This window comes from Leclercia sp., from assembly GCF_036780805.1.
Taxonomy (GTDB): domain Bacteria; phylum Pseudomonadota; class Gammaproteobacteria; order Enterobacterales; family Enterobacteriaceae; genus Enterobacter.
Window position 1 is genome coordinate 949,252 of sequence record NZ_DAIQCE010000001.1, and the last position, 25,129, is coordinate 974,380.

23 protein-coding genes are annotated in these 25,129 nt (G+C 58.7%); 15 read left to right on the top strand and 8 right to left on the bottom strand.

Features of this window, described 5'->3' with window-relative positions:
• Positions 1 to 98 precede the first annotated feature (98 nt).
• Positions 99 to 1,124 carry an LLM class flavin-dependent oxidoreductase gene (locus V7Q49_RS04410; protein WP_333849517.1) on the bottom strand — a complete coding sequence of 342 codons (1,026 nt, stop codon included), beginning with the start codon at positions 1,122 to 1,124 and terminating at the stop codon, positions 99 to 101.
• 378 nt (positions 1,125 to 1,502) lie between these two features.
• Between V7Q49_RS04410 and ymcF the strand changes: the two genes are divergently transcribed.
• The 8 genes from ymcF to V7Q49_RS04450 all read left to right on the top strand — a co-directional run bounded on the left by ymcF (position 1,503) and on the right by V7Q49_RS04450 (position 10,532).
• Positions 1,503 to 1,691 (top strand): cold shock small protein YmcF, encoded by a 189-nt coding sequence (ymcF, locus tag V7Q49_RS04415; protein WP_333849519.1) that lies wholly within the window; start codon positions 1,503 to 1,505, stop codon positions 1,689 to 1,691.
• Between the two features lie 113 nt (positions 1,692 to 1,804).
• Positions 1,805 to 3,223 (top strand): aminotransferase-like domain-containing protein, encoded by a 1,419-nt coding sequence (locus tag V7Q49_RS04420; RefSeq protein ID WP_333849521.1) that lies wholly within the window; start codon positions 1,805 to 1,807, stop codon positions 3,221 to 3,223.
• Between the two features lie 292 nt (positions 3,224 to 3,515).
• Positions 3,516 to 4,661 carry a putative ABC transporter substrate-binding protein YdcS gene (gene ydcS / locus V7Q49_RS04425; protein ID WP_333849523.1) on the top strand — a complete coding sequence of 382 codons (1,146 nt, stop codon included), beginning with the start codon at positions 3,516 to 3,518 and terminating at the stop codon, positions 4,659 to 4,661.
• A gap of 17 nt (positions 4,662 to 4,678) precedes the next feature.
• A complete protein-coding gene (locus V7Q49_RS04430; RefSeq protein WP_333849524.1) occupies positions 4,679 to 5,692 on the top strand; it encodes an ABC transporter ATP-binding protein in 1,014 nt (337 codons plus the stop codon).
• A 7-nt stretch (positions 5,693 to 5,699) separates the two neighbouring features.
• Positions 5,700 to 6,638 (top strand): ABC transporter permease, encoded by a 939-nt coding sequence (locus V7Q49_RS04435; protein WP_442913058.1) that lies wholly within the window; start codon positions 5,700 to 5,702, stop codon positions 6,636 to 6,638.
• Positions 6,628 to 7,434: an ABC transporter permease gene (locus V7Q49_RS04440; RefSeq protein WP_333849526.1), complete on the top strand. Its 807-nt coding sequence runs from the start codon at positions 6,628 to 6,630 to the stop codon at positions 7,432 to 7,434. Before V7Q49_RS04435 ends, V7Q49_RS04440 begins: the two co-directional genes overlap by 11 nt.
• A gap of 24 nt (positions 7,435 to 7,458) precedes the next feature.
• On the top strand, positions 7,459 to 8,883 hold the full coding sequence (gene patD / locus V7Q49_RS04445; RefSeq protein ID WP_333849527.1) for an aminobutyraldehyde dehydrogenase: 1,425 nt from the start codon (positions 7,459 to 7,461) through the stop codon (positions 8,881 to 8,883).
• Positions 8,884 to 9,083: 200 nt separating this feature from the next.
• Positions 9,084 to 10,532: a flagellin N-terminal helical domain-containing protein gene (locus V7Q49_RS04450; RefSeq protein WP_333849528.1), complete on the top strand. Its 1,449-nt coding sequence runs from the start codon at positions 9,084 to 9,086 to the stop codon at positions 10,530 to 10,532.
• Positions 10,533 to 10,549: 17 nt separating this feature from the next.
• Here V7Q49_RS04450 and V7Q49_RS04455 read toward each other — a convergent pair whose 3' ends face one another.
• The gene (locus V7Q49_RS04455) at positions 10,550 to 10,732 is read right to left on the bottom strand and encodes a DUF1869 domain-containing protein (RefSeq protein ID WP_333849529.1); all 183 of its coding nucleotides are present in this window, start codon (positions 10,730 to 10,732) and stop codon (positions 10,550 to 10,552) included.
• 19 nt (positions 10,733 to 10,751) lie between these two features.
• Positions 10,752 to 11,078, bottom strand: coding sequence for a DUF1971 domain-containing protein (locus V7Q49_RS04460; RefSeq protein WP_333849530.1), 327 nt, complete (start codon positions 11,076 to 11,078; stop codon positions 10,752 to 10,754).
• A gap of 409 nt (positions 11,079 to 11,487) precedes the next feature.
• Here V7Q49_RS04460 and V7Q49_RS04465 point away from each other — a divergent pair, with 409 nt between their 5' ends.
• Positions 11,488 to 11,661: a GhoT/OrtT family toxin gene (locus tag V7Q49_RS04465; RefSeq protein ID WP_333849531.1), complete on the top strand. Its 174-nt coding sequence runs from the start codon at positions 11,488 to 11,490 to the stop codon at positions 11,659 to 11,661.
• A gap of 124 nt (positions 11,662 to 11,785) precedes the next feature.
• A complete protein-coding gene (locus V7Q49_RS04470) occupies positions 11,786 to 12,574 on the top strand; it encodes an alpha/beta fold hydrolase (protein ID WP_333849532.1) in 789 nt (262 codons plus the stop codon).
• A gap of 32 nt (positions 12,575 to 12,606) precedes the next feature.
• On the opposite strand, the gene V7Q49_RS04475 is transcribed toward V7Q49_RS04470, so the two are convergent.
• From V7Q49_RS04475 to V7Q49_RS04485, 3 genes are read right to left on the bottom strand one after another with little or no spacing between them, the layout of a single operon-like run.
• Positions 12,607 to 14,769, bottom strand: coding sequence for a virulence factor SrfC family protein (locus V7Q49_RS04475; RefSeq protein WP_333849533.1), 2,163 nt, complete (start codon positions 14,767 to 14,769; stop codon positions 12,607 to 12,609).
• The gene (locus tag V7Q49_RS04480; protein ID WP_333850491.1) at positions 14,766 to 17,747 is read right to left on the bottom strand and encodes a virulence factor SrfB; all 2,982 of its coding nucleotides are present in this window, start codon (positions 17,745 to 17,747) and stop codon (positions 14,766 to 14,768) included. Before V7Q49_RS04480 ends, V7Q49_RS04475 begins: the two co-directional genes overlap by 4 nt.
• Positions 17,748 to 17,751: 4 nt before the next feature.
• Complete coding sequence (locus V7Q49_RS04485) at positions 17,752 to 19,092, bottom strand: SrfA family protein (RefSeq protein ID WP_333849534.1); 1,341 nt, start codon at positions 19,090 to 19,092, stop codon at positions 17,752 to 17,754.
• A 282-nt stretch (positions 19,093 to 19,374) separates the two neighbouring features.
• On the opposite strand from V7Q49_RS04485, the gene V7Q49_RS04490 reads away from it, so the two are divergent.
• Together V7Q49_RS04490 and V7Q49_RS04495 are read left to right on the top strand one after the other, a co-directional pair.
• Positions 19,375 to 20,973 (top strand): ABC transporter substrate-binding protein, encoded by a 1,599-nt coding sequence (locus V7Q49_RS04490; RefSeq protein WP_333849535.1) that lies wholly within the window; start codon positions 19,375 to 19,377, stop codon positions 20,971 to 20,973.
• A gap of 110 nt (positions 20,974 to 21,083) precedes the next feature.
• Positions 21,084 to 21,317, top strand: a complete 234-nt coding sequence (locus tag V7Q49_RS04495) for a YdcY family protein (RefSeq protein ID WP_333849536.1) — start codon at positions 21,084 to 21,086, stop codon at positions 21,315 to 21,317.
• 2 nt (positions 21,318 to 21,319) lie between these two features.
• On the opposite strand, the gene V7Q49_RS04500 is transcribed toward V7Q49_RS04495, so the two are convergent.
• Together V7Q49_RS04500 and V7Q49_RS04505 are read right to left on the bottom strand one after the other, a co-directional pair.
• A complete protein-coding gene (locus tag V7Q49_RS04500; RefSeq protein ID WP_333849537.1) occupies positions 21,320 to 21,769 on the bottom strand; it encodes a DMT family transporter in 450 nt (149 codons plus the stop codon).
• Positions 21,766 to 22,284 (bottom strand): GNAT family N-acetyltransferase, encoded by a 519-nt coding sequence (locus V7Q49_RS04505; RefSeq protein WP_333849538.1) that lies wholly within the window; start codon positions 22,282 to 22,284, stop codon positions 21,766 to 21,768. Before V7Q49_RS04505 ends, V7Q49_RS04500 begins: the two co-directional genes overlap by 4 nt.
• Positions 22,285 to 22,434: 150 nt before the next feature.
• Between V7Q49_RS04505 and V7Q49_RS04510 the strand changes: the two genes are divergently transcribed.
• The 3 genes from V7Q49_RS04510 (at position 22,435) to V7Q49_RS04520 (ending at position 25,036) form a co-directional block, all read left to right on the top strand.
• Positions 22,435 to 23,010, top strand: coding sequence for a helix-turn-helix domain-containing protein (locus V7Q49_RS04510; RefSeq protein ID WP_333849539.1), 576 nt, complete (start codon positions 22,435 to 22,437; stop codon positions 23,008 to 23,010).
• Positions 23,011 to 23,075: 65 nt separating this feature from the next.
• Positions 23,076 to 24,116, top strand: coding sequence for an NADP-dependent oxidoreductase (locus V7Q49_RS04515; RefSeq protein WP_333849540.1), 1,041 nt, complete (start codon positions 23,076 to 23,078; stop codon positions 24,114 to 24,116).
• A 251-nt stretch (positions 24,117 to 24,367) separates the two neighbouring features.
• Complete coding sequence (locus V7Q49_RS04520) at positions 24,368 to 25,036, top strand: GntR family transcriptional regulator (protein WP_333849541.1); 669 nt, start codon at positions 24,368 to 24,370, stop codon at positions 25,034 to 25,036.
• The last annotated feature ends 93 nt before the right edge of the window (positions 25,037 to 25,129 follow it).

Genomic DNA, 25,129 nt, shown 5'->3' on the forward strand with positions numbered 1-25,129 from the left:
TATTTAAGATATATCGTGCGGTTATATTTGTTTTGTTTATTCAAAGAATACGATATTTACGCCTCGCGTGATAATAACAACGTGAGGCGTTTTATTAATTAATCGCGCCAGCCCATCGCCGGAGCCACGTGCTTCAGAATCGACTCAATCACGTGCACGTTATACTCCACGTCGAGCTGATTCGGCACGGTCAGCAACAACGTATCCGCTTCGGCGATCGCTTCGTCCTGTTTCAGCTGCGCAATCAGCTTGTCCGGCTCGGCAGCATAGCTGCGCCCGAAAATGGCACGCGTTTTCTCATCCAGATAACCTACGCTGTCGCTCTCGTTACGACTGGCACCGAAGTACATCCGGTCGCGATCGTTCATCAGGGCGAAAATGCTGCGGCTGACCGAGACGCGCGGCGTGCGGGTATGTCCCGCTGCGGCCCAGGCTTCACGGTAGGCGCGGATCTGTTTTGCCTGCTGGATATGGAACGGCTCACCGGTCTCGTCATCCTTCAGGGTGGAGCTTTGCAGGTTCATCCCCAGCTTTGCGGCCCACACGGCGGTAGCGTTCGAACCCGCGCCCCACCAGATACGGTCGCGTAGCCCTTCGGAATGCGGCTCGACGCGCAGCAGGCCCGGTGGGTTAGGGAACATCGGCTGTGGATTGGGTTTAGCAAAACCTTCGCCGCGCAGGGCTTCTAACAGCACTTCGGTATGGCGGCGCGCCATATCAGATTCGTTTTCCCCTTCGCCCGGCACATATCCAAAATAGCGCCAGCCGTCGATCACCTGCTCCGGTGAGCCGCGGCTGATGCCCAGCTGCAAACGTCCGCCGGAGATTAAATCGGCTGAACCCGCATCTTCGGCCATATAGAGCGGGTTTTCATAGCGCATATCGATAACGCCGGTACCGATCTCAATCTTGCTGGTTTTCGCGCCAATCGCCGCCAGCAGCGGGAAAGGGGAGGCGAGCTGGCGGGCAAAATGGTGGACGCGGAAGTAAGCACCATCCGCGCCCAGCTCTTCGGCGGCAACCGCCAAATCGATAGATTGCAGCAGGGCGTCAGCGGCGGTGCGGGTGCCGGACTGCGGGGACGGTGTCCAGTGACCAAATGACAAAAATCCGATCTTTTTCATGTCGGGTTATCCTGGTTTCAAATAATGAGCGTAGTCTTACTTTACGGATTGCCAGATGAATGAAAATGCCCTTTATTTCACAGAAGCCATCAAATAATTTGACTGAGAGCACGGAGGGCCGACTAAGGGACTGAATTTTTATCGATAAAAGCGCTTGCATCCTTCACGCCGTTGTGCGTAAATGGATTTTCGGTTTGAATGCCAAAAAAATATCTGTCGCAGTCCCTTAAAGCATCTCTCAACACGTTGTGCCTCTCCGCAGCCTCTCTTGGGTTTTTTCTTTACGCTCTGAACGCTCTGATTAGTTTTGTCTCAGACCACGATCGCCTTTTAAAGGCCCAATTTAGTATTTGACGTTTTTACGTTCAGGAGATTTACATGAGTTCTACTATCCATTTTCGTTGCCCGTGCTGTCATGGTTCGCAGTTCCGTACTTCCATTTTCGACGTGTCTGACAAAAATCCACACGGCGCGAAGTGCATTTTCTGCAAATCGTCGATGATCACGCTCGATCATTTAGCGGCCTCACGCCATGCGCGTCAGGTGCCGTTTGAGTTCCGTAAGTAAGCCAGTCGGGCGCCGTCACGCCTGCTGAAATCCTCACTACGACCTATAACAGTTTATTAATCCTGCCTTTTTTCTCCTGCTGATATACACTGTGATGCAGCAAGGAGAACCCGATGAAAAAATACCAGCGCCTGGCGCAGCAAATCATTTCGCAGATCGAACTTGGCGTCTGGCAGCCCGGCGATAAGCTGCCCTCCCTGCGTGAGCAGGTCACCAGCAGCGGAATGAGCTTTATGACCGTCGGTCATGCGTATCAGATGCTGGAGAGCCAGGGGCGCATTGTGGCCCGTCCGCAGTCGGGCTACTACGTCGCGGCCCGTCCGACCGGGCAGCAGCCGATGCCGCCCGCGCAGGTGATGCGCGACGAAGCGGTAGATATCAATACCTATATCTTCGATGTGTTACAGGCCAGCCGCGATCCCTCGGTGGTGCCTTTTGCCTCTGCCTTTCCCGATCCGCGTCTCTTTCCCCTTCAGCAGCTGAACCGCTCCCTGGCAAACGTCAGTAAAACCGCCACCGCCATGAGCGTGATTGAGAACCTGCCGCCGGGCAACGTCGATTTGCGACACGCCATTGCCCGCCGCTATGCCCAGCAGGGGATGAACATCTCCCCGGATGAAATTGTTATCACCGCCGGGGCGCTCGAAGCGTTGAACCTCAGCCTGCAGGCGGTCACCGAACCGGGCGACTGGGTGATTGTCGAAAACCCCTGTTTCTACGGGGCGTTACAGGCGCTGGAACGTCTGAAGCTCAAGGCGCTGTCGGTGGCCACCGACGTGCGCGAGGGGATCGATCTCAATGCCCTGGCGCAGGCGCTGAACGACTATCCGGTCAAAGCCTGCTGGCTGATGACCAACGGCCAGAACCCGCTGGGCTTTACCCTCAGCGCCGAGAAAAAGGCGCAGCTTATCGCCTTGCTTACCGAACATAACGTCACGCTGATTGAGGATGACGTCTACAGCGAGCTTTACTACGGGCGCGAAAAGCCGCTTCCGGCGAAAGCCTGGGATCGCAGCGACATGACGCTGCACTGCTCCTCCTTCTCTAAGTGCCTGGTCGCCGGGTTTCGCATTGGCTGGGTGGCCGCCGGGAAACATGCCCGCCGTATCCAGCAGCTGCAGCTGATGAGCACCTTATCCACCAGCTCCCCGATGCAGCTGGCGCTGGTGGATTATCTGGCCACCAAACGCTACGACGCCCATCTCAGGCGTCTGCGCCGCACGCTGGCGGAGCGCAAGCAGCAGGCGTGGCAGGCGCTGCTGCGCCATCTGCCCGCCGAAGTGAAAATTCACCACAGCGACAGCGGCTATTTCTTATGGCTGGAGCTGCCCGCGCCGCTGGATGCCGGGGAGCTTAGCGCTCAGGCGCTGATACATCACATCAGCATTGCGCCGGGCAAGATGTTCTCGACGTCCGACACCTGGACGCCGTTTTTCCGCTTTAATACCTCATGGGCCTGGGGAGAGCGTGAGGAGCAGGCGGTGATCCAGTTAGGACGGATAATTAGCACGATGTTAAAAGAGCAAAAATAGTATTTTCGCCCTATTGATCCGCGCCTCTGAATAATTATTTCTTATCCCGTTAATAACGCCGCAATTAATTTGCGGCGTTTTTTATTGTCGCTCATAGGAAATATGCATAACGCCTGCGTCTGCTAACCCCTTGTCTATAATCCAGTTACCGGGGAATGCGCCCCCGGTCACAACCTGATGAAATTTCCACAACCCGCCGGGTGCGCGGCAATGGCGCGGTCTACGTTTAATTCAGGAGATATTCTTATCGGCACGGCTGCCTTCTGATTTCATTACGACAGGAGTAATACGTATGAGCAAAAAATTTGCCCGTAGCAGCCTGTGCGCGCTCGGCATGACGGTGTTAACTGCGCAGGCGGCGGAACCGCCAAAAGAGATCGGTCAGGGCGAAGGGCGATTGGATATCATTGCCTGGCCAGGCTATATCGAACGCGGCGAGACTGATAAGGCCTACGACTGGGTCACCGCCTTTGAAAAAGAGACCGGCTGTAAAGTGAACGTCAAAACCGCCGCCACCTCCGACGAGATGGTCAGCCTGATGGCGAAGGGCGGCTATGACCTGGTGACCGCTTCGGGTGACGCCTCTCTGCGCCTGATCATGGGCAAACGCGTTCAGCCAATTAATCCTGATCTGATCCCCAACTGGAAAACCCTCGACCCGCGGATCGTCAAAGGGGAGTGGTTTAACGTCGACGGTAAAGCGTACGGCACGCCTTATCAGTGGGGGCCAAACCTGCTGATGTACAACACCAAAACGTTCCCAACCCCGCCGGATACCTGGGGCGTCATCTTTAAAGAACAAAATCTCCCGGACGGCAAAACCAACAAAGGACGAGTCCAGGCCTACGATGGCCCGATCTATGTGGCCGATGCGGCGCTGTACGTCAAAGCCACCCAGCCGGAGCTGGGGATCACCGACCCCTATCAGCTGACGGAACAACAGTATGCCGCGGTCGTGAAAGTGCTGAAGGATCAACACCCGCTGATCCACCGCTACTGGCACGACACCACCGTGCAGATGAGTGATTTCAAAAACGAAGGGGTGGTCGCCTCCAGCGCCTGGCCGTATCAGGCCAACGCCCTTAAGGCCGAGAAGCAGCCGATTGGCACCGTCTTCCCGAAAGAGGGGGTGACGGGCTGGGCAGACACCACCATGCTGCACGCCGACGCCAAACACCCGATGTGCGCCTACAAGTGGATGAACTGGTCGCTGACGCCAAAAGTGCAGGGCGATCTGGCGGCGTGGTTCGGTTCGCTGCCGGTAGTGGCGGAAGGCTGTAAAGCCAGCACCCTGCTGGGCGACAAAGGCTGTGAAACCAACGGCTATAACTATTTCGACAAGATCATGTTCTGGAAAACGCCGATCGCCAACGGCGGCAAATTTGTGCCTTACAGCCGCTGGGTTCAGGACTACATCGCCATCATGGGTGGTCGTTAAGCGCCAGGGAGCGGATTATGACGTACGCAGTAGAGTTTAATGACGTCTCACGCCTGTATGGCGACGTGCGTGCGGTGGACGGGGTAACGATCCGGATCCGTGACGGCGAGTTTTTCTCCATGCTGGGGCCTTCGGGCTCCGGCAAAACCACCTGCCTGCGCCTGATTGCCGGTTTCGAACAGCTGAGCGGGGGCTCCATCTCAATTTTTGGCAAAGACGCCAGCGAACTCCCACCCTGGGAGCGCGACGTTAACACCGTCTTTCAGGACTACGCGCTGTTTCCCCACATGTCGATCCTCGAGAACGTGGCCTACGGGCTGATGGTCAAAGGGATTAACAAATCCACCCGTCAGGCCCAGGCGCGAGAGGCGCTGGAGAAGGTCGGCCTCAGCTTCGCGGAAACCCGCAAGCCTTCGCAGCTCTCCGGCGGCCAGCGTCAGCGGGTGGCGATTGCCCGGGCGCTGGTCAATCAGCCCCGGGTGCTGCTGCTGGATGAACCCCTCGGGGCGCTGGATCTGAAACTGCGCGAGCAGATGCAGTTTGAACTGAAAAAGCTACAGCAGGAGCTGGGCATCACCTTTATTTTCGTCACCCACGATCAGGGGGAAGCGCTGTCGATGTCTGACCGGGTGGCAGTGTTCAACAATGGCCGAATCGAGCAGGTGGACACCCCGCGCGAGCTTTATCTGCGCCCGCGCACGCCGTTCGTTGCCAGCTTCGTCGGCACCTCAAACGTCTTCACCGATGCCCTGGCGCAGCGCGTCTGCGGCCTGACGGGAAGTTACTCCCTGCGCCCGGAACATATCCGCCTCGATGGTGAGGGGGAGATTCAGGTTCAGGGTCGGGTGCAGGCCGTACAGTTCCAGGGGGCGGCGACCCGTTTCGAGCTCCGTCTTGCCGAGGGGGAAAAGCTGCTGGTGAGCCAGGCGAACCTGACCGGTGCCGGGCTGGCCGCGGGAGTGGAGCCGGGGCAGATGGTGACCGCCTCGTGGGCGCGCGACGCCATGGTACCGCTGCATGAGGAGGGGTGACATGGACATGAGCGTGGCACCCACACCGGCACCGCACGGCCCGGCGAGCCGTCTGTCGGCGCTGTTCTGGCGCCGACCGGCGCTGGGGCTGTTCTTACTCCTGCTCGGCCCGCTGATGTGGTTTGGCATAGTCTATCTGGGGTCGCTGTTAGCCCTGCTGTGGCAGGGGTTCTACACCTTCGATGACTTCACCATGTCGGTGACGCCGGACCTCACCTTCGCCAACATCCGCGCGCTGTTTAACCCTGCCAACTACGACATCATCCTGCGTACCCTGACGATGGCGATTGCCGTTACTCTCGGCAGTGCGATCCTCGCCTTCCCGATGGCCTGGTATATGGCGCGCTACACCCGCGGGAAGTGGAAAGCCTTTTTCTACATCGCGGTGATGCTGCCGATGTGGGCCAGCTATATCGTCAAGGCCTACGCCTGGACGCTGCTGCTGGCGAAAGACGGCGTGGCGCAGTGGTTTCTCAGCCATATGGGGCTGGAGCCGGTACTGACCTCGCTGTTGACGGTGCCGGGCATCGGCGGCAGTACGCTCTCCACCTCCGGGCTGGGGCGTTTCCTGGTGTTTGTCTATATCTGGCTGCCATTTATGATCCTGCCGGTTCAGGCGGCGCTGGAACGTCTGCCGGCGTCACTGCTGCAGGCCTCTGCTGATCTGGGTGCCCGCCCGCGGCAGACCTTCCGCTACGTGGTGTTACCGCTGGCGATCCCGGGCATCGCCGCCGGGTCGATCTTCACCTTCTCCCTGACGCTTGGCGATTTTATCGTGCCGCAGCTGGTGGGGCCGCCGGGGTACTTTATCGGGCAGATGGTTTACTCCCAGCAGGGGGCGATTGGCAATATGCCGATGGCGGCAGCCTTTACGCTGGTGCCGATTGTTCTCATCACTGTCTATCTGGCGTTCGTGAAGCGCCTGGGAGCGTTTGATGCACTCTGAACGCGCACCGCTGTTTCTGAAAATTGCCACCTGGGGCGGGGTGATCTTCCTGCACTTCCCGCTGCTGATTATCGCCATCTATGCTTTTAATACTGAGGATGCGGCGTTCAGCTTTCCACCGCAGGGGCTGACCCTGAAGTGGTTCAGCGCGGCGGCCGGGCGCAGCGACATCATTGAATCGGTGACGTTGTCACTGAAAATTGCTGCCCTGTCGACGGTGATTGCCCTGGTGCTCGGCACTCTGGCGGCCGCGGCGTTGTGGCGTCGGGAGTTCTTCGGCAAGAACGCGGTGTCGCTGATGCTGATCCTGCCGATTGCCCTGCCGGGGATCATTACCGGTCTGGCGCTGCTGACGGCGTTCAAGACCATCAATCTGGAGCCCGGTTTCTTCACCATCATTCTCGGTCACGCCACATTCTGCGTGGTGGTGGTGTTCAATAATGTGATTGCCCGTTTCCGGCGCACCTCGTGGAGCCTGATCGAGGCCTCGATGGATCTGGGTGCCAACGGCTGGCAAACCTTTCGCTACGTGGTGCTACCCAATCTGGGGTCGGCGCTGCTGGCGGGGGGCATGCTGGCCTTCGCCCTGTCGTTCGATGAGATCATCGTGACGACCTTTACCGCCGGACATGAGCGCACCCTGCCGCTGTGGCTGTTAAACCAGCTCGGTCGCCCGCGCGATGTTCCGGTGACCAATGTGGTGGCCCTGCTGGTAATGCTGGTGACCGCCATTCCCATTCTGGGGGCCTGGTGGCTAACCCGTGACGGCGAGAGCGTCGCTGGCAGCGGGAAATAACATTGATTTCAACAGGACAATACTATGCAAACTCAACTGCTGATTAATGGTGAACTGGTCAACGGCGAAGGGGAAAAACAGCCGGTCTATAACCCGGCGACCGGCGAGGTGCTACTGGAGATCGCAGAAGCCTCGGTCGCGCAGATCGATGCTGCCGTGCAGGCCGCCGATCGGGCCTTCGCCAGCTGGGGGCGCACCACGCCGAAAAGCCGCGCCGAGTGCCTGCTCAAGCTGGCTGATACCATCGAAGCCCATGCCGACACCCTGGCCCGGCTGGAGTCGCAAAACTGCGGCAAACCGCTGCACTGCGTGCTGGGGGATGAAATTCCGGCGATAGCCGACGTGTTCCGCTTCTTTGCCGGGGCGGCGCGCACCCTGCACGGATCGGCTGCGGGTGAGTATCTGGAAGGGCACACCTCGCTGATCCGCCGCGACCCGGTGGGCGTAGTGGCCTCGATTGCCCCCTGGAACTATCCCCTGATGATGGCGGCGTGGAAGCTGGCTCCGGCGCTGGCTGCCGGGAACTGCGTGGTGCTGAAACCCTCTGAGATCACGCCGCTCACCGCCCTCAAGCTGGCGGAGCTGGCACAGGCGATCTTCCCGGCCGGGGTGCTCAACGTGCTGTTCGGGCGGGGTAAAACCGTCGGCGACCCGCTGACCGGACATGAAAAGGTGCGGATGGTGTCCCTTACCGGCTCTATTGCCACCGGGGAACACATCATCGGCCATACCGCCTCGTCCATTAAGCGCACCCACATGGAGCTGGGCGGTAAAGCCCCGGTGATCGTCTTTGATGACGCCGACCTCGACGCGGTGGTGGAGGGGGTTCGCACCTTCGGCTTTTACAATGCCGGGCAGGACTGCACCGCCGCCTGTCGTATCTATGCGCAAAAGGGCATTTATCCGGCGCTGGTGGAGAAACTGGGTGCCGCGGTTGCCAGCCTGAAAATCGGCGATCCGAATGACGAGAGCACCGAACTCGGCCCGCTGAGTTCACAAGCGCATCTCGACCGGGTCTGTAAAGCCGTGGACGAGGCCAAAGCCCTGGAACATGTGCAGGTCATTACCGGCGGCAGCAAGCACGACGGTAAAGGTTACTGGTTCCAGCCGACCTTGCTGGCGGGCGCGAAGCAGGAGGACGCCATCGTGCAGCGGGAGGTGTTTGGCCCGGTGGTGAGCGTCACCGAATTTGACGACGAAGATCAGGTGCTGGCCTGGGCTAACGCATCGCAGTACGGGCTGGCCTCCTCGGTCTGGACGCAGGACGTGGGCCGCGCGCACCGCCTCAGCGCTCACCTGCAGTATGGCTGCACCTGGGTGAACACCCACTTTATGCTGGTGAGTGAAATGCCGCACGGCGGGATGAAAATGTCGGGCTACGGCAAGGATATGTCGGTTTATGGCCTTGAGGATTACACGGTTATTCGCCACGTGATGATTAAGCACTGATTTCTGTTGCCGCCGGTTGCCTGTGCTGTAACCGGCGGATTTTGAATATATTTAATTTTTTAATATATCAAACAAAATATATCCCTTCCTGCCGACATCACGGCGTAAGAATATATCGTTTGGAATTATTAAATATTTCCTAAATAAAATTTTGAGCAGGCCGATAGAGTAGTCAGACCAGATAAACGGCCCTGTTCATCATGCTTGCAATTAATCATAACGAGATTGCCGGGCTCTCGCTTAAGTCCCGGAATATTAATAGCTCTATGTTGTCCCAGACCATTGAGCGGCTCTCTTCTGGCCTGCGAATCAATAGCGCAAAGGATGATGCCGCCGGGCAGGCGATTGCCAATCGGATGTTCGCCAATATCAATGCGGACAGTGCAATCTCGCGGGGCCTGGATGACGCCATCAGCCTGGCGCAGACGGCTGAAGGGAGTCTGAGCGACATCGGCACTATGCTGATCAGAGCCAAAAGTCTCGCCATTCAGGCGGCAAACGGCACCTTATCGCCGTCCGACCGGGACAGTATCAACGCCGAGTATCAGCAGATCCTGGCGAATATTACCCAGGTCTCGGAGCAAACGGAGATCTTTGGTCAATATCCGCTGGCGACCGATAAACCGATATTACCGCCGCAATTAATCGGCGACGTTGCGCCGTTGAGCACGAAATTCCCGGTGTCGGGAACCGATTACACCTTCAGTTCCGGTATTATTCCGCTGGCTTATATTCCGACCGGATCGAAAGACATCACCATTTCGATTGATTCGTTGGGACTGGATGACGATATCCAGTTATTTACCCGGGATGGTAAACATCTCACGGGCACGCCATTATCCGGCCCGGACGCAGATTATACCTGGGTCAGCCGCGGCATCACCGATGATGCTAAAGCCACCGCATCGGTGCTGAAGACAAAGAACGGGTTCAGCAGCGGGGCGGTGTATGACGACTCGCAGCTGATTCAGGGGGGCGCCAGCTGGAGCGCCAGCGGTGAAACCCTCAACTATAACGGTATGACCATCACCTACAGCGGGGATGGCGATCGCTATGAAGATAAAGCGACCGGTGCCTGGAATGACGGGGCCAACGGCTCGAACCGCATCGAGCGCGTCACGCTGGATACCGTTACGGAAGATTTACTGGTGATGGTGGTGGGAAGCGGCTCCTTTACCAGCAAGATTACCTGGGGTTCCTTGCCGACGCCGACAATTACCCCGGAGGTTCCGCCGAAGCAGAGTCGTCCCATCGAGGTCGTCACCAGCGCTAATTTCGGTGAAGCGATGCAGTCCGTGACCATAGAGCCCACGCCGACGGATCTGAAAACGCTGCAGCTGGAAAATACCGACATGTCCACCGACGCGGGGGCCAGGAAATGCATGGGATTACTGGATGCCGCGCTGGAGAAGGTGAGCAGCTATCGCTCGCAGTATGGCGCGACGATCAACCGGTTCGAATCCAGCAAAGCGGTGCTGTCCCAGCAGAGCATCTCCCTGCAAACGGCCCGCAGCCGCATTCAGGATGCTGACTACGCCGCCGAGGCCAGCCAGCTCGCCCGGGCTCAGATCCTGGAGCAGAGCCAGAATGCGGCACTAAAAATGGCCAATCAGGTGCCGCAGACGGTATTAGAACTGCTCAAAATGTAACGGGGCGCGGCTTCAGACTACCAGCCGCAGACCTCATGCTCATTCTCGGTGTCGTAGGCGCGCACGGTATTGACCAGATCTTTCACTACCTGAGCGGCGACGTCCGGGATCATCAGCTCCATCGGGGTTTCCGTCTCGTAATCCACCGACACGCCGTTGCTGTTATTGGTGACGGTGACGGTATAGGTTGCTTTGCTCATGATGCTACTCCTGCTGTAGTTACGACTTTAACAACACGTCGCGTTCAACAAAAAAGTCGATATTGAAATACGTATCGTCGGTCATCACTTCGATGTGGTGCCAGCGCTCAGGCGGGAACACGCCAAAATGGCCGGCTTCAATGACCAGGACGCGGTCGGGCTCGGGCGAGGTCTCGTCGGCATAGCCGAGATACCGCACCGCACCCTGCATCACGCTGAGGCGCGGATAGACGCCGGGGCGGGTGCCGGTATCCAGATGGCGTTTGAAAATCCCCGGCGGCGCAGTGTCTTTGGTCCAGAATGGGGTTGAGCGGGTGTGAATACAGCTTTGCGGAATACGCAGCATAACGTCCTCCTTGTAAAACGTGAGGTTATTACAGCACGATTAGCTAATGTTAACTTGCCAAAAAGTGCATTTATAATGCGACTTTAAAGTGGTACTCCCGAGGTAGGCTATACTTACTTATTCCGAAGGTCACAAAGGAGCGTCTTATGCCAGAAGTCGATAAAGACAAATCCCGTAAAGTGCCCGACTCGGGTAATAAAAAACCTCAGCCGGTGAAGAAGTAGTCCCGGAAACCAGGGCCGCATATTGCGGCCCTAATTGTTGGGGAAGCCAGGCGAGGGTGCAGACGCTACTCAATTGTTATTAGCCGTAAATTTTATGTGGTTAATATGTAACAAAAAAACTTGATCTGTCTCAACTTTTGCCGCATATTGCGCGCGGTTATTGAACAGCAGATTGGGTGATTGGAATGTCGTTGTACCAGAAGATGTTGATGTTTTACGCCGTCATGGCGGCTATCAGTGCACTTATCACCTGGTTTCTCTCCAAAGATCGCAAACGCATTCGCTTCCTGAGCGCCTTTCTGGTGGGCTCCACCTGGCCGATGAGTTTCCCGGTCGCGCTGCTGATTTCACTCTTCTAAAAGCCGCCCCTGCGCGGCTTTTTGCCGGATGCGGTGCGCGCACCTTATCCGGCCTACAAAATCTGGCGATGGCATTTCTCTTTGGTGAGCTGTATAAATACACAGTCATCTGAAAGGAGTGCTAATGAACAGTTTTTATTCGCAACAGGCCCATTGCACGGTTCGCTGGCAGGAACTGCCCGGACAGGGCGAACCGCTGGTGTTTATTCACGGTCTCGGCTGTGCCTCTTCTTACGAATATCCCCGTATCGTCTGTGACCCCCTGTTCGGTTCCCGCCGCGCCATTCTTATCGATCTGCCGGGCAGCGGTTATAGCGATAAACCTGAGACTTTTAGCTATCAAACCTCGGCGCAGGCGCAGGTCGTCATCGAACTGCTCAATCATTTAGCCATCACGTCATTCTGGCTATATGGGCACAGCATGGGCGGCAGCATTGCAATAGAAACGGCAGAGCTGGCTGGCCGTCGTCTGCTCGGCCTGATGGTATCAGAACCTAATTTCCATGCTGGCGGTGGCGCCTTTAGTCGGGGCATCGCCGCCCAGACGGAAGACCACTTTGTCAGTCAGGGGTATCAGGCCATGCTGGAGGCGGAAACCTCACCCTGGAAGGGATGTCTGCAAAGCAGTGCTCCATGGGCGGTGTGGCGCGGTGCCGCGAGTCTGGTGAAAGGCGTACAGCCCAGCTGGAGCACGCGTTATCTGCAGTTACCTTGCCGGGTATGGCTGATTTTTGGCGAGCTTTCGCTGCCCGATCCGGACCTGGAGGAGATGCGTCAGCAGGGTGTTGAGGTAAAAATCATCCCCGATGCCGGACATTCGATGTCGTGGGAAAACCCCTCGGCGCTGGCGAAGGCGCTATCTGACTGCCTGTCAGAAAGAAACGACCCGCATTCATACGGGCCGGTAGTGTAGGCCTGATAAGCGTAGCGCCATCAGGCGTCTTTTCAGCCGAGCAAGCCCAGCAACGCCTGACGATCTTCCATCGTCATATCATGCGGATGCTGATACCCGATATTGTCAATCGCCTGGGTGTACAACGCCACCAGCCAGTCATATACCCAGGCCGTGGCCGCATGCACCGGCTGCTCGCCGAGACGGGTTAAGCGTGGGGCGCTGCTGTTGACCGTTGGCGTGACAAACACCGGCTGGCCTTTGCGGATGCGGCTGGCAGGGCGATCGGCGGCGGGTGTCTGCGCATAGCCGACCCAGCCCACGAAGTTCCCCAGCGCGGCATGCAGCTGCGCGGCGCTGCTTTTATCGGTATCGACAATCTTTTTCAGCTGGGCGAGCAGGTTCAGACGGTAGCTGGCGATCACCAGCACATCACCAATCTGCTGCAACACCGCGCTGTCGAGACCCAGACGGCTGGCGACGGCTTCGTCACGGCTCCACTGGCGCAGGTGATTCACCCAGACCTGATGGGCGAGGCGGGCTTTGTCCGTCGGCTGCCATAACTCATCGGCGTCCTGGGTGCTGTCGGCAAACAGGTCGATGGCGTCGGTAAACAGGCCGTTGACCTGCTCTTCGCGCGGCTGTTGCACGGCGAGCAGTGTTTCAAAGGCGCGCAGCGGCGGCAGTAACCCTTCCAGCAGCTCCCCGTGACGGGCGGCGCTTCCCTGCAGGGCACGCACCATCGCTTCAGCGGCGCTGCGCTGGGCGGCAGGATCCTGCGTCAATGGCGTCAGATACCCCTGCATCAGCTGATGCAGGTCGCGCTGATGCCGCTGGCGCAAGGCCAGCAGACGCGTCTGGCGCTGGGATGGCAGGGTCGCCTGCGACAGCCACTCGATCACCCGCTGCATGCTGCTGCTGTCCAGCGCCTGTAGGGTACCCCAGTACTGGCCGGGTTTACCGAGTAGCTGCTGCACCGCTTCGTCGAGGTTGGTCCGGCGGGTAAAGCGCGCATCCTGCGGCGTAATGGCCCACACCAGCCCCGGCAGGGCCGCGTCGTCCCCCGGCTGGGTCTCTTTCACCCAGTTGAGCAGCGTTTTCGCGGTTTTTGCCGTCTGCCCGTGATGCGCGGTGGCGTTGCAGATCACCAGCACGTCCGGCTGGAGATGCTGGCGATAGTGCTCCAGCAGCCACTGCTGTTTGGCCTGCGCCAGGGGCAGATCGGGCTGCGCCGACGGGGCCGGAATATCGATGATATCCACCCCGGCGAGCGCGCTGTTTTCTATCGGCAGGATCAGCTCGCGGGTCAGCAGGGCCAGCACGTCCAGCGGAATGCTGATGGCGTTAAGCAGCTCGCCGTTGTGCAGCGGGTGCAGCACCGCCTGCTGCACGTCCGGCAGGGCGATATCGCCCCGGGTAAGGAACCCTTCGGTCGGCAGGCCAAAATTATCCACCAGCAGGCTCAGCGGCGCGGCCAGCGCCTGCGCATGGCTGGTCTGGTGCAGAATATGCGCCAGCTTCAGCCACTGCTGCGTCAGCTCCTGCTGTTCGCCCCACAGCAGCGACCAACAGCTTGCGCGGGTGCTCAGATCCAGCGACGGCAGCAGCAGGGCAAACTGATGCCACAGGGCATCATCCATCTGCCGGGCCGCGGCAGGCACCGTATCGCGCCAGTAGTGTGCGATGGTGCCCACGTCGGCCGCGGTGATCCCCGGTACGCTCTGGGGCTGACGCAGGGCGCGCCACTTCTCCAGCCGCGCTTCAATGACGGTTTTGTCCACCGCCGGCAGCGTGGCGCGAGCCAGGAAGACCTGTACCAGCTCGGCCTCGGTGAGCAGGCTCAGGCGCAGCGGAAACGCGTCGTCAGCGATCTCTGCCGCATTCGGGCTGAAGCGCAGCGCCATGTTAGTCAGGGCATGGCCGGGGTTGATATGCGAAAAGTAGTCAAAGGTCCGCTGGCCGACAATCACGTTCATCCGCTGGTTGTCGCTGCCGCACAGGGTGGCGAGCAGATGGGCTTTTGCCGCCTGGGAGTGACCATATAAACCAATGGTGCTCCCCGAGTTCATCGCCTGTTCGATGGCCTGTTCCCGCGCGTCGGCCACGGCCAGTCTCGCCAGCAGGGCGTCAGCGTCGTTATCGAGGGTCGGGGCGTGCTGGCGCGTTGTGTTGATCCACCCGATTAACGCCTGAGTTGTAGTCGTCGTGGCTGTCATTTCAGGTATACGCTCCCGCTGTCGATCCAGTAGTGGCTGCCGCTGTGACGGCGGTCGGCCAGGGTATTCAGTTTAAAGGTCAGGGCATCGGGCGGTACCGGCGTGCCGTCCTGCAGCCAGGCATCGCTCAGCTCAAAGGCTTCCGGGCCATCCTGTTTATTGCCGCCGCACAGCTTCAGGCGCACGTTCAGCACCCCGTCACCGGCGATGGATTTCGCCAGCTCCGCGGAGTTAATGCTCAGCGTATAGAGCGGGGTGGCCGGCCAGCGGGCGTTCGCCAGCTGACGGAAGCCCAGAGTCACATTGCCGCGCAGGGGGAAGTGCAGACGCGCATCCAGCTTCGCGCCCGGCTTGTCGAGGTCGATATCCTGATACCAGACGTTCTCATCGCGCAGGGTATTAACCGTGTTATCCAGCACGCCCAGGTAGCGCACGGTGGAGTACGCCCCGATGTCCGCCGCCTTAAAGTTAAAGCGCGGCAGGCGCAGATCCAGTGCCAGGCTACAGAGCATTGCCCCGACCGCCGCGGTGGATTTCGGGTTGCCGATGCGCCCCTGCTGGCTGAACGGATACCACTCATGCACCCGGTACTTATCCAGCCACACTATCCGGCTGACCGGCACCGGCTGGAGATGGCGGATCAGCGCCTGCACGCCGGGCAGGCAGCCCGGACGCCCGGTGATCAGCAGAATATCGCAGGCGTAGTGGGAGATCGCCTCTGCCACCGCGTGCAGCGGCGCGGCCAAGGTAAAGTGCCCGGCCAGCATCGCATCCTGCATCTCGCGGAAGTTAACGTGCAGCGGCACGGCAAACAGGTCGAACGGCTCCGACCCGGCAGGCAGGGCGTGTTCGATGGCCTGCTGCAGATAGTTCATCACGTTGCGCGTCGGCTTGCGGGTCAGCAGATCGCCAAAGGTGGCGTGCAGCCCGTCGAGCGGATTGTCGATATCGCTGGCTTCCCAGGCGGCGAGGATCGCATGACCCATCGGCATAAACAGCTGCAGCGCCGTCTGCTGGCGCAGCACCGCCTGGGTATCGATGCGCCCGGAGTCGCCAAACAGCGAGGCCATCAGCAGCGAAGCATCGGCAATGCCGGATTTTTGCAACTGCGTTTGCAGGGCAGGCAGGACGTAACGCTGGATCACATCCAGCAGGGTGTCATCGCCCGCCACCTTAAAGCCTTCGCGGAACAGCAGCTGCGGGGTGATTTTGACGTTACTGCCCGAGCCATCGTCGAGCTGATAATGGGTGATCGCCATATCGGTGGTGCCGCCACCGATATCAATCGAGGCCACGCGCAGGGCGCGCCCCGGCGCACAGCCTGGCTCCGGCTCGCGATCCGGGCGGGCCACCGCGGCGAAGAAGGCTTCGGTCTGGCCGTTGTAATGAGAGATGGCTTCGTTATAGAGCCACACCAGCTGGCCACAGCTGGCTTCGTCCCACTCCATCTGGATCTCCGGCACCGGCACCACGCTCTTCTCCTGCTGCTTGCGGCTGGAGAAGTCGTCATCCTGCGGGTGCCAGCCCATCGCTTTCCAGACGATGGCGATGGCTTCGAACATGCGGCGGCGGAAAATCTCCCGCTCCTGCTTCGGCATCGCCGAGGGCAGGGTGAGGATCAGGGTGCGCAGCTGGCGCGGCGAGGCCGGGAAGCCGAGACGCAGACGAGTCGCGACGCTGTTGATCTGCCCCAGCGCCTGCGCCAGCAGCTCGCAGAGCATATGGGTCATCAGGGTGCTGCGGCTGTACTGCGGCGAGAAGACCGGCAGACGCTCGTCCTGCGGCAGGGTGAACAGCGGCTGGCCGTCATCGTTCATCAGGTTCATCAGCGGGAAGGCGGTCGCCAGCGGCTCGCGCTGGGTTTTGCTGTTCATCTGGCTGAAACGCCAGTCCTGCACCACCGGGGTTTCATCCCACAGGTAGCGGCGCGGGCTGGAGATGCCGCTGTTGCCTTCGGTGCCCAGACGCTGGGTCGCCAGTTTTCGCGCTTCGTCGCCGACGCGCACGATAGAAGGCCAGACGAAGGCGTCTTCGCGACCGCTCTCCACCGAGAAGTGCTGCTTGCCAAAGCGGGCTTCGGAGAACTCCAGGCGGCTGGTAAACAGCGGCTCATTGAGGAACTGCGGTTCGCTCAGGGAGCGCACCTGCAGCTCGGCAGTCTGGCGCAGGCCGTCGTTGGCGTCGCCGTGGTCTTCGATGATCACCCCACAGGTATGGGTGTTGCCGACATCGAGAATCAGATCCACCGGGATCGCCGGGGTGCTGAGGGTATGGGTGACGAATTTCACCTCCGGCACCGTCAGCTGCTCGCCCAGCATCGCCATAATGTTCAGCCAGTGGGCCTGGTACTCAAAGTTACGCATCGCCAGCTGGAGGTCGCGATCGGCGCGGTTCTCCACGCCCGCGGCGTACTGGGTAAAGGCCTCGCGCAGCCAGCCGTCAATCCAGGTCTGATCGAGGAAGTTAGCCACTTCGTCATCACGCCAGGCCAGCGCGAAGCGGGTGCCGTTAAGAATGTCGTTCTCCACCGGCGACAGCGGGCTGGTGGCGTGAGCCGCAATCTGGCTGTCCAGGGCCAGAGTCACACGGTGACTATTCCCGGCGTTGTCCGGGGTCTCCAGCTTGCGCACCTGCACCCGCGCCCAGTTATCCGGGCCTTCAACAAAGGTGCGCGGCGGGTTAAAGCGTAAAAATGGAATTGGCAGCCAGACGCCGTCCAGCACCGCCAGCGACTGCTGGAGCAGAATGGTGCTTTCGGGTTTGACCACTTCCGGCTGTCCGCCGCCCGCGGCAGGCAGGGTGTAGCGGCCATTTACCAGATCGAAATCCAGGCGCAGCAGGGGGCCATTGGCGGTTTTACGCACGAAACGTCCGCTCTGGGCGGAGTCCTGCGGCGTCAGGCCAAAATCAAGAAACTGAACGCCGCTGTTCGCAATCAGCGTGACGCTCTGTTTGTAGTCGCAAAGGTTTACCAGCATAGGATCACGCACCTGCCTTCCTGAATGTCAATGGAACCACGGTTTTCGCGTCGTAGCGCGCGCTGCATTCTGCCACGTCGTTGGTACCGGCTTTGCAGGTAATTTCCGGCATCGGGTAGCGGGAGCCGTCGGCGCAGCGAGCGTTGCCACGGGTTTTAATCAGCAGCTCCCCGTTGCTGTGCAGCCCGGAGAAGACCTCCGCGCGGCAGACCACGTTGTCGCCGTGAACGACGCGGGCCGTCCCTTTATTGTTCTGGATCTGATAGCGCACTGACGGCGGCTTACCGGTGATCGGATCGGTCACCTCCAGCATCGCCCGCCAGCTGCCGTTAAGAAAACGGGTCGAGCCGGATTTCACCTGACCGGCTTCCATCACCATTGCATCTTTCGGGATCGCGGTAATCACTACCGGTTCCGGCGCAACCGGCGCAGGCGCTTTCACGGCGGCCACTTCCGCCTGGTGCAGCGGTAAATTCAGCGGCAGAGGTTCGACCGCGGCAACCGGTTTAGGCTCGATGGCCACCGGCGCGGCCACCACGGCGTTAACCGCCTCAGCGGTGGGTGCCTGCTTCGGCCACAGCAGCGGGGCGGCCACGGCGGCAACCACCACCGCGGCGACCGGCAGCGCCCACAGCGGAACGCGGCGTTTTTTTGTGGCGATGACCACCGGGGCCGGTTCTGGCTCAGGCTCAGGCTCGCTGGCGGTCATCACCGGAGCGGGATGCGCCTCGTACAGATCGTCGGCGGTGATATGCACCGTTGCCGGGGCAGCAACCAGGGGTTCATCGGCTTTTTCAAAGACGATGGCCGGTTCCGGCTCGGGCTCAGGCTCTACAACCGGGGCAGGCATCGGGACCGGCAGCAGGGAGGCGCGCAGGCAGTCGAGAATATCCTCGCGCGCGTTTTCATTGAGGTTCACAAAACCCCAGAAGGTGATCACCGGCTTACCGTCCACCAGGAACAGGAAGTTTTCCCCGGGGAACTGAAACGCTTTTGACAGCAGGGAACCAAACAGCTGCTGGGCGGTTTTTGGCGACTGGAGCGATTTTTTGCTCAGGGATTCCACGCTGGACAGGGTGCTTTCCAGCAGGCGCAGCGCCCGGAAGCGCGCATCTTCGTCGGCGGCTTTCCAGCTGGTCACCGCGCCTTCCGTAGGCGAGTACCAGTCTACCCGGTCGCCTTCATCGTTGACCTGCGGGATCGCCAGACAATCGACAATCGACTGCTGTTTACGCAGGCGCAGGGCCTCACGGATTTGCAATGCTGATTCAAATACGGCCTGTCCGCCGCCGCCAACGGCCTGAAAATCATCCAGATTGCCGCTGCGTAAAAGGGTTTTTGCCACGATTTGGTCCCATAGACTTTTTCACGCGTCTACTTTACGAAATCTGCGGGCAAGCAAACGGCAGAAGAGACGGCAAAAGGGGCGATTTCTTACAGCATTGAGCGTGCGGAAAGTGCTTGACGGGGAATGTACCTTAAGGCAAATCACTGTCCCGGCGCGGGTGGAAAAAATCAGCGGAAATAACTGCTTTAGAATAACCTGATAGTGTTTCGTTATTTGCCAGGGGCAGTGGGCTGTGCTGTTATTACTATTCTAAATAATAAATCCAAACAGGTAATAACCATGTCTACAGGGAAAACTCTCCTCGCGCTGGCATTAAGCGCGTTGTTGCCAGCGGGAGCCGCGTGGGCGGCCAATAACGACACCATTATCTACTGCTCAGAGGCCTCGCCTGAGTCGTTTAACCCGCAGATCGCCAGCTCCGGCCCGACCTTTGTCGCCAGTTCGCAGGTGCTGTATAACCGCCTGATTAACTTCGATCCGGTGAAAAACACCCCGGTACCGTCGCTGGCGGAGTCCTGGACCATCTCCCCGGATGGCAAAACCTATACCTTTACCCTGCGCCAAGGGGTCAAGTTCAACAGCAATAAATTCTTTAAACCGACCCGCGACTTTAACGCCGATGACGTTATTTTCTCGGTGATGCGTCAGAAAGACCCGAAGCATCCGTATCACAACGTATCGCAGGGCAACTATGAATACTTCAACGACGTCGGCCTGGATAAACTGATCCAGGAGGTGAAGAAGGTGGATGATACCCACGTCCAGTTTGTGCTGAGCGAACCCAATGCCGCGTTCCTCGCCGACTGGGGGATGGACTTTGCCTCGATCCTCTCCGCGGAATATGCCGACGCGATGCTGAAAAAAGGCACCCCGGAGAACGTTGATACCTGGCCGATCGGCACCGGACCGTACGTGCTGCAGCAGTATAAAACCGACTCGCAGATCCGCTATCTGGCGAACCCGAACTACTGGGATGGCGCGGTGCCGACCAAACACCTGATCTTCTCCATCACTCCGAATGTCGAAACCCGTCTGGCGAAGCTGCAGACCAACGAGTGCCAGATCATTCCTGCGCCATCGCCGGTGCAGTTTGATGTGATCAAGAAAAACAAAGACCTGACCCTGCACTCGGTGGATGCGCTGAACGTCGGCTATCTGGCATTCAATACCGAGAAAAAGCCGTTTGATAACGTGCTGGTGCGTCAGGCCCTGAACTACGCCACCGATAAAAAGGCCATTATCAACGCGGTGTTCCTTGGCTCTGGTACGGTAGCAAAATCGCCGATCCCGCCAAATATGATGGGCTATAACAAAGATCTGCAGGACTACGGTTACGATCCGGAAAAAGCGAAAGCGCTGCTGAAACAGGCCGGGCTGGAGCAGGGGGCGGAAGTGACGCTGTGGTCGATGCCGGTGCAGCGCCCGTATAACCCGAACTCACGCCGCATTGCCGAGATGATACAGAACGACTGGGCGAAGGTGGGGATCAAGGCGAAAATCGTCTCCTACGAGTGGGGCGAATATCTCTCCGGGATGCGCAAAGGCGAGCACGACAGCGCGCTGTTTGGCTGGATGTCGGATAACGGCGACCCGGACAACTTCGCCGACGTGCTGCTGGGCTGTGACAGCATTAAGACCGGCTCCAATGCTGCACGCTGGTGTGACAAGGGCTATGATGGCCTGGTCCAGAAGGCGAAGCTCACCAGCGATCCGGCTGCCCGCGCGAAGCTTTACAGCCAGGCGCAGGAGATCTTCTACCAGCAGGCTCCGTGGATTGCGCTGGCGAACGGCAAAACCTTCTATGCCACCCGCAGCAATATCAGCGGGTACAGCGTAAGCCTGATGGGGAGCGATTTCTCGAAGGCGAAGCTGAATTAAGTCTGGTGCGGCCTGAGCCCCTCACCCTGACCCTCTCCCCACAGGGGAGAGGGAACAAACCGTAGGCCCGGCAAGCGTAGCGCCGCCGGGCAATCTCGCAAGGAGTGACAATGTCACATTTAGAGGAAGTTATCGCCCGCGTTGATGCCGCGGTAGCGGAAAGCGTGATCGTGCATATGAATGAGCTGCTGATCGAATTAAGCGAAGACACCGAATTAAGCCGGGAAGATCGCTATACCCAGCAGCAGCGTCTGCGCAATACCATTGCCCATCACGGCAAACACTATAAAGAGGACCAGGAAGCCCGCGAGGAGAGCCTGACCAAAGGCGGGGTGATCCTCTGAACTCAGAATGAGCGCCTTGCCACCAGCCAGGCGCCAATCACCAGCAGCACCGCCCCGCACACCGGGCCGATCAGTGCTTTCAGCGGTACCCCCTGACTGCGCACCACATCCATCACCAGACCGCCAATCAACTGGCTGGCGACCAGCACCGCGATGGTCGTCGCGGCCCCGACATACTGATAGCCGCTGATGCTGGCGAAAACAAAAAACGACCCCAGCAGGCCGGGGATCAAGGTCCACCAGCGCACCTGGTGTGCCAGCTCGCTGAATCCCGCAAAGCCGTTTTTAATCAGCAGGATCGACACGAACAGCACAATCCCTACCAGCGAGTTGAGCAGCATGGCGATCAGAATGGTGCTTGAGGTCTGGGTGATGCGCACCATCAGGGTGTTCTGCACCACCAGGCCAATGCCTGCCGCCACCAGAAACACCAGCGTCAGCGACTGATTCATCCGATAGCATCCGGGTCGGTACGCTCGTCGAGCTGGAGCTGCATAAAGGTCAGGTCCAGCCAGCGGCCAAATTTGGTCCCCACCTGCGGCATTTGACCGGTAGTGACAAAGCCCACGGTCTCGTGGAGATGAATGGAGGCGCTGTTCTGCGCTTCAATCCCGGCCACCATCACGTGTTTGCCGATGCGCTTAGCTTCCCCGATCAGGGCCTTCATCAGCTCGCGGCCAATGCCTTTACCCTGATGTTCGGGATGAACGTACACCGAATGTTCTACCGTGTGACGGAAACCATCAAAGGCGCGCCAGTCGCCAAAGGAGGCATAGCCGGTCACTACGCCATCATGCTCGCTGACCAGCACCGGGTAGCCCATCAGCTGGCGCGCCTCGAACCAGGCGATACGGTTATCGGTATCGACGGTGGTATCATTCCAGATGGCCGCTGTGTGCAGCACCGCATGGTTATAAATCTCGCCGATAGCGGCGCAGTCTTCTTTGATGGCATGGCGAATGATCATGGTAAACCTCAGGCTGTTTTGTTCACTATAGTAGTACGTTGTGACACGATATTACACAAACCAACATCGATACCGCTACGGCATAAGTCATATCTTTTTGTTATGAAAAAAGGCCGTTGTAATCCATTTCTTTCACTATAGTATGACGAGATGAATACTATGCCAGACAATATCAATGAGCGGATCAGCGCCCGCATTCGGCTGGAGCGTGAATCCCGCGGCTGGTCGCTGAGCGAGCTGGCGGAACGCGCCGGTGTCTCACGGGCGATGATCCACAAAATTGAACGCGCCGAGAGCAGCCCGACGGCAACGCTGCTGGCCCGTCTTTCCGGCGCGTTTGGCATCAGCATGTCCACGCTTATCGCGCGCGCTGAACTGCAGGAAGGCAAGCTGTTGCGCTTTGCCAACCAGCCGGTGTGGCGCGATCCGCAGACCCACTATTTGCGTCGCCACGTCTCGCCGCGCTCCGATCTGCCTATCGACATGGTGCAGGTGGAACTTCCCGGCGGCAGCGACGTGCCGATGCCTGCCTCGTCTTATGCGCTTGCCCGCCAGCTGATCTGGCTGCAGTCGGGTGAACTGGTGTTTCTGGAGGGGGATACCCGCCATGAAATGCGGGCCGGAGATTGTCTGGAATTAGGCCCGCCTAATGACTGCCGGTTTATCAACGAAAGCCGCGAGCCTTGCGTGTATCTGGTTGTCAGGCTGAACCAGTCTGGCTCGTAATGTCAAAGCGGACAGGAGAAGATGCGGCTAGTCTCTAAGGACGTTTGTCTAAACAGGAGTGAGATATGAGTCAATCTTCAACGCAGAATCGTCAATGGGTTCTGGCTTCTCGTCCCCATGGCGCCCCTACCGCTGATAACTTTCGCTTAGAAAACACATCCATTCCCGAACCTGCCGACGGCCAGGTTCTGCTGCGCACAATCTGGCTCTCGCTCGATCCCTACATGCGCGGCCGCATGAGCGATGCGCCATCCTACTCGCCGCCGGTAGATATCGGTGCGGTGATGGTGGGGGGGACCGTTAGCCGCGTCGAGAAGTCGAACCATCCTGACTATCAACCTGGTGAATGGGTGCTGGGCTACAGCGGCTGGCAGGACTATGAAGTTTCTGATGGCAGTGGGCTGGTCAAACTGGGCGCGGATCCTGAACATCCCTCCTGGTCGTTAGGCGTGCTGGGGATGCCCGGTTTCACCGCCTACATGGGCCTGCTCGATATCGGCCAGCCGAAAGCGGGTGAGACGCTGGTGGTAGCCGCGGCTACCGGGCCGGTGGGGGCAACCGTCGGCCAGATTGGCAAGCTGAAAGGCTGCCGGGTGGTGGGCGTAGCCGGCGGCGCGGAAAAATGTCGCCATGCCATTGAGGTGCTGGGCTTTGACCACTGTATCGATCACCATGCTGATGATTTTGCCGAACAACTGAAGCAGGCGTGCCCGCAGGGTATTGATATTTACTATGAGAACGTGGGCGGGAAGGTGTTTGATGCCGTGCTGCCGCTGCTGAATACCGCGGCCCGTGTGCCGGTGTGTGGGCTGGTGAGCGGATACAACGCCACCGACCTGCCGCCAGGGCCGGATCGTCTGGGGCTGCTGATGGGCACCATCCTGAAAAAACGCATCCGCATGCAGGGTTTTATCATCAACCAGGATTATGGTTATCGCATTGCTGAGTTCCAGCAGGAGATGGGCCGTTGGGTCCAGGAAGGCAGGATCCACTACCGTGAGCAGGTCACGGACGAGCTGGAAAACGCCCCTCAGGCGCTGATCGGCTTGCTGGAGGGTAAAAACTTCGGAAAAGTCGTGATACGTGTCGCGAACAATAACTTATAGTACCTGCTATGGCGGATTATTCCGCCATAATTACCTGGGCAAAATTCGAAATAACGTCTTTAATTATACCAACATAGATTAGTCTGCTCGTCATACACGTAATGAGGAACATTAAATAATCAATTAATTTTGGTTTGATGGATGATTTTTTTAAAAGTTAATCAGGCATGAAGATACAGGATATATCCGGGCCTCGTGTTTCGTTTATCTACTGTGGAATATAAGTTAAGTGTTAGTAACAGGAATTGAACATGCTGGATTTGGACAATTTAGAAAAAGCTCAACGAATGAGCCTGACGATGCAGGTTGAGGTGAGTCTGAAAGGAGCCCTGATTGCAGGGGCCCTGAAACCAGGCGCACGGCTCGTCACTAAAGAGATTGCGGATAAGTTAGGTACCAGTATTACTCCTGTTCGTGAAGCGCTGCTGCGGTTGGTCTCCGCTGGCGCGCTGCACGCCACCCCGGCGCAAGCGTTTCTGGTGCCGGAAGTCTCGCTTGAGCGTTACAACGAAGTCAATGCCATCCGTAAGGAGCTGGAGTGCATGGCCGTTGCGGCGGCCTGCGAACAGATGTCTGATGAGCGGATTGCCACGCTGCGTACTCTCTCCGACAATTTTCATGATGCGATGAACAGTGGCGAAGTGGAGCGCGCGCTCCATGCCAACCGGGCCTTTCGCTTCACGCTCTATCACTATGCGGATATGCCGACGCTGATGGCCCTTATTGAGCAGTTGTGGGTGCGTATCGGGCCCTGTTTTAACTGCCTGTACGATCCCGAACTGGTGCTGCCGTGTCGCTCTTATCGCTACGATGAACTGCTCACCGCGCTGGAACAGGGTGATGCGCAGGCCAGCCGCGCGGCAATTGATAAAGTGATCGACGAGGCAAATGACCTGTTGATTAAACAGTTTTTACCGTAATTGTCTTAAACAAGCGAAGCGGTAATATTGCGGAATATATCTTCTTATTATTTCCGGTGGTGATTGTGCTGCCGGGAACATTATTTTGTATAA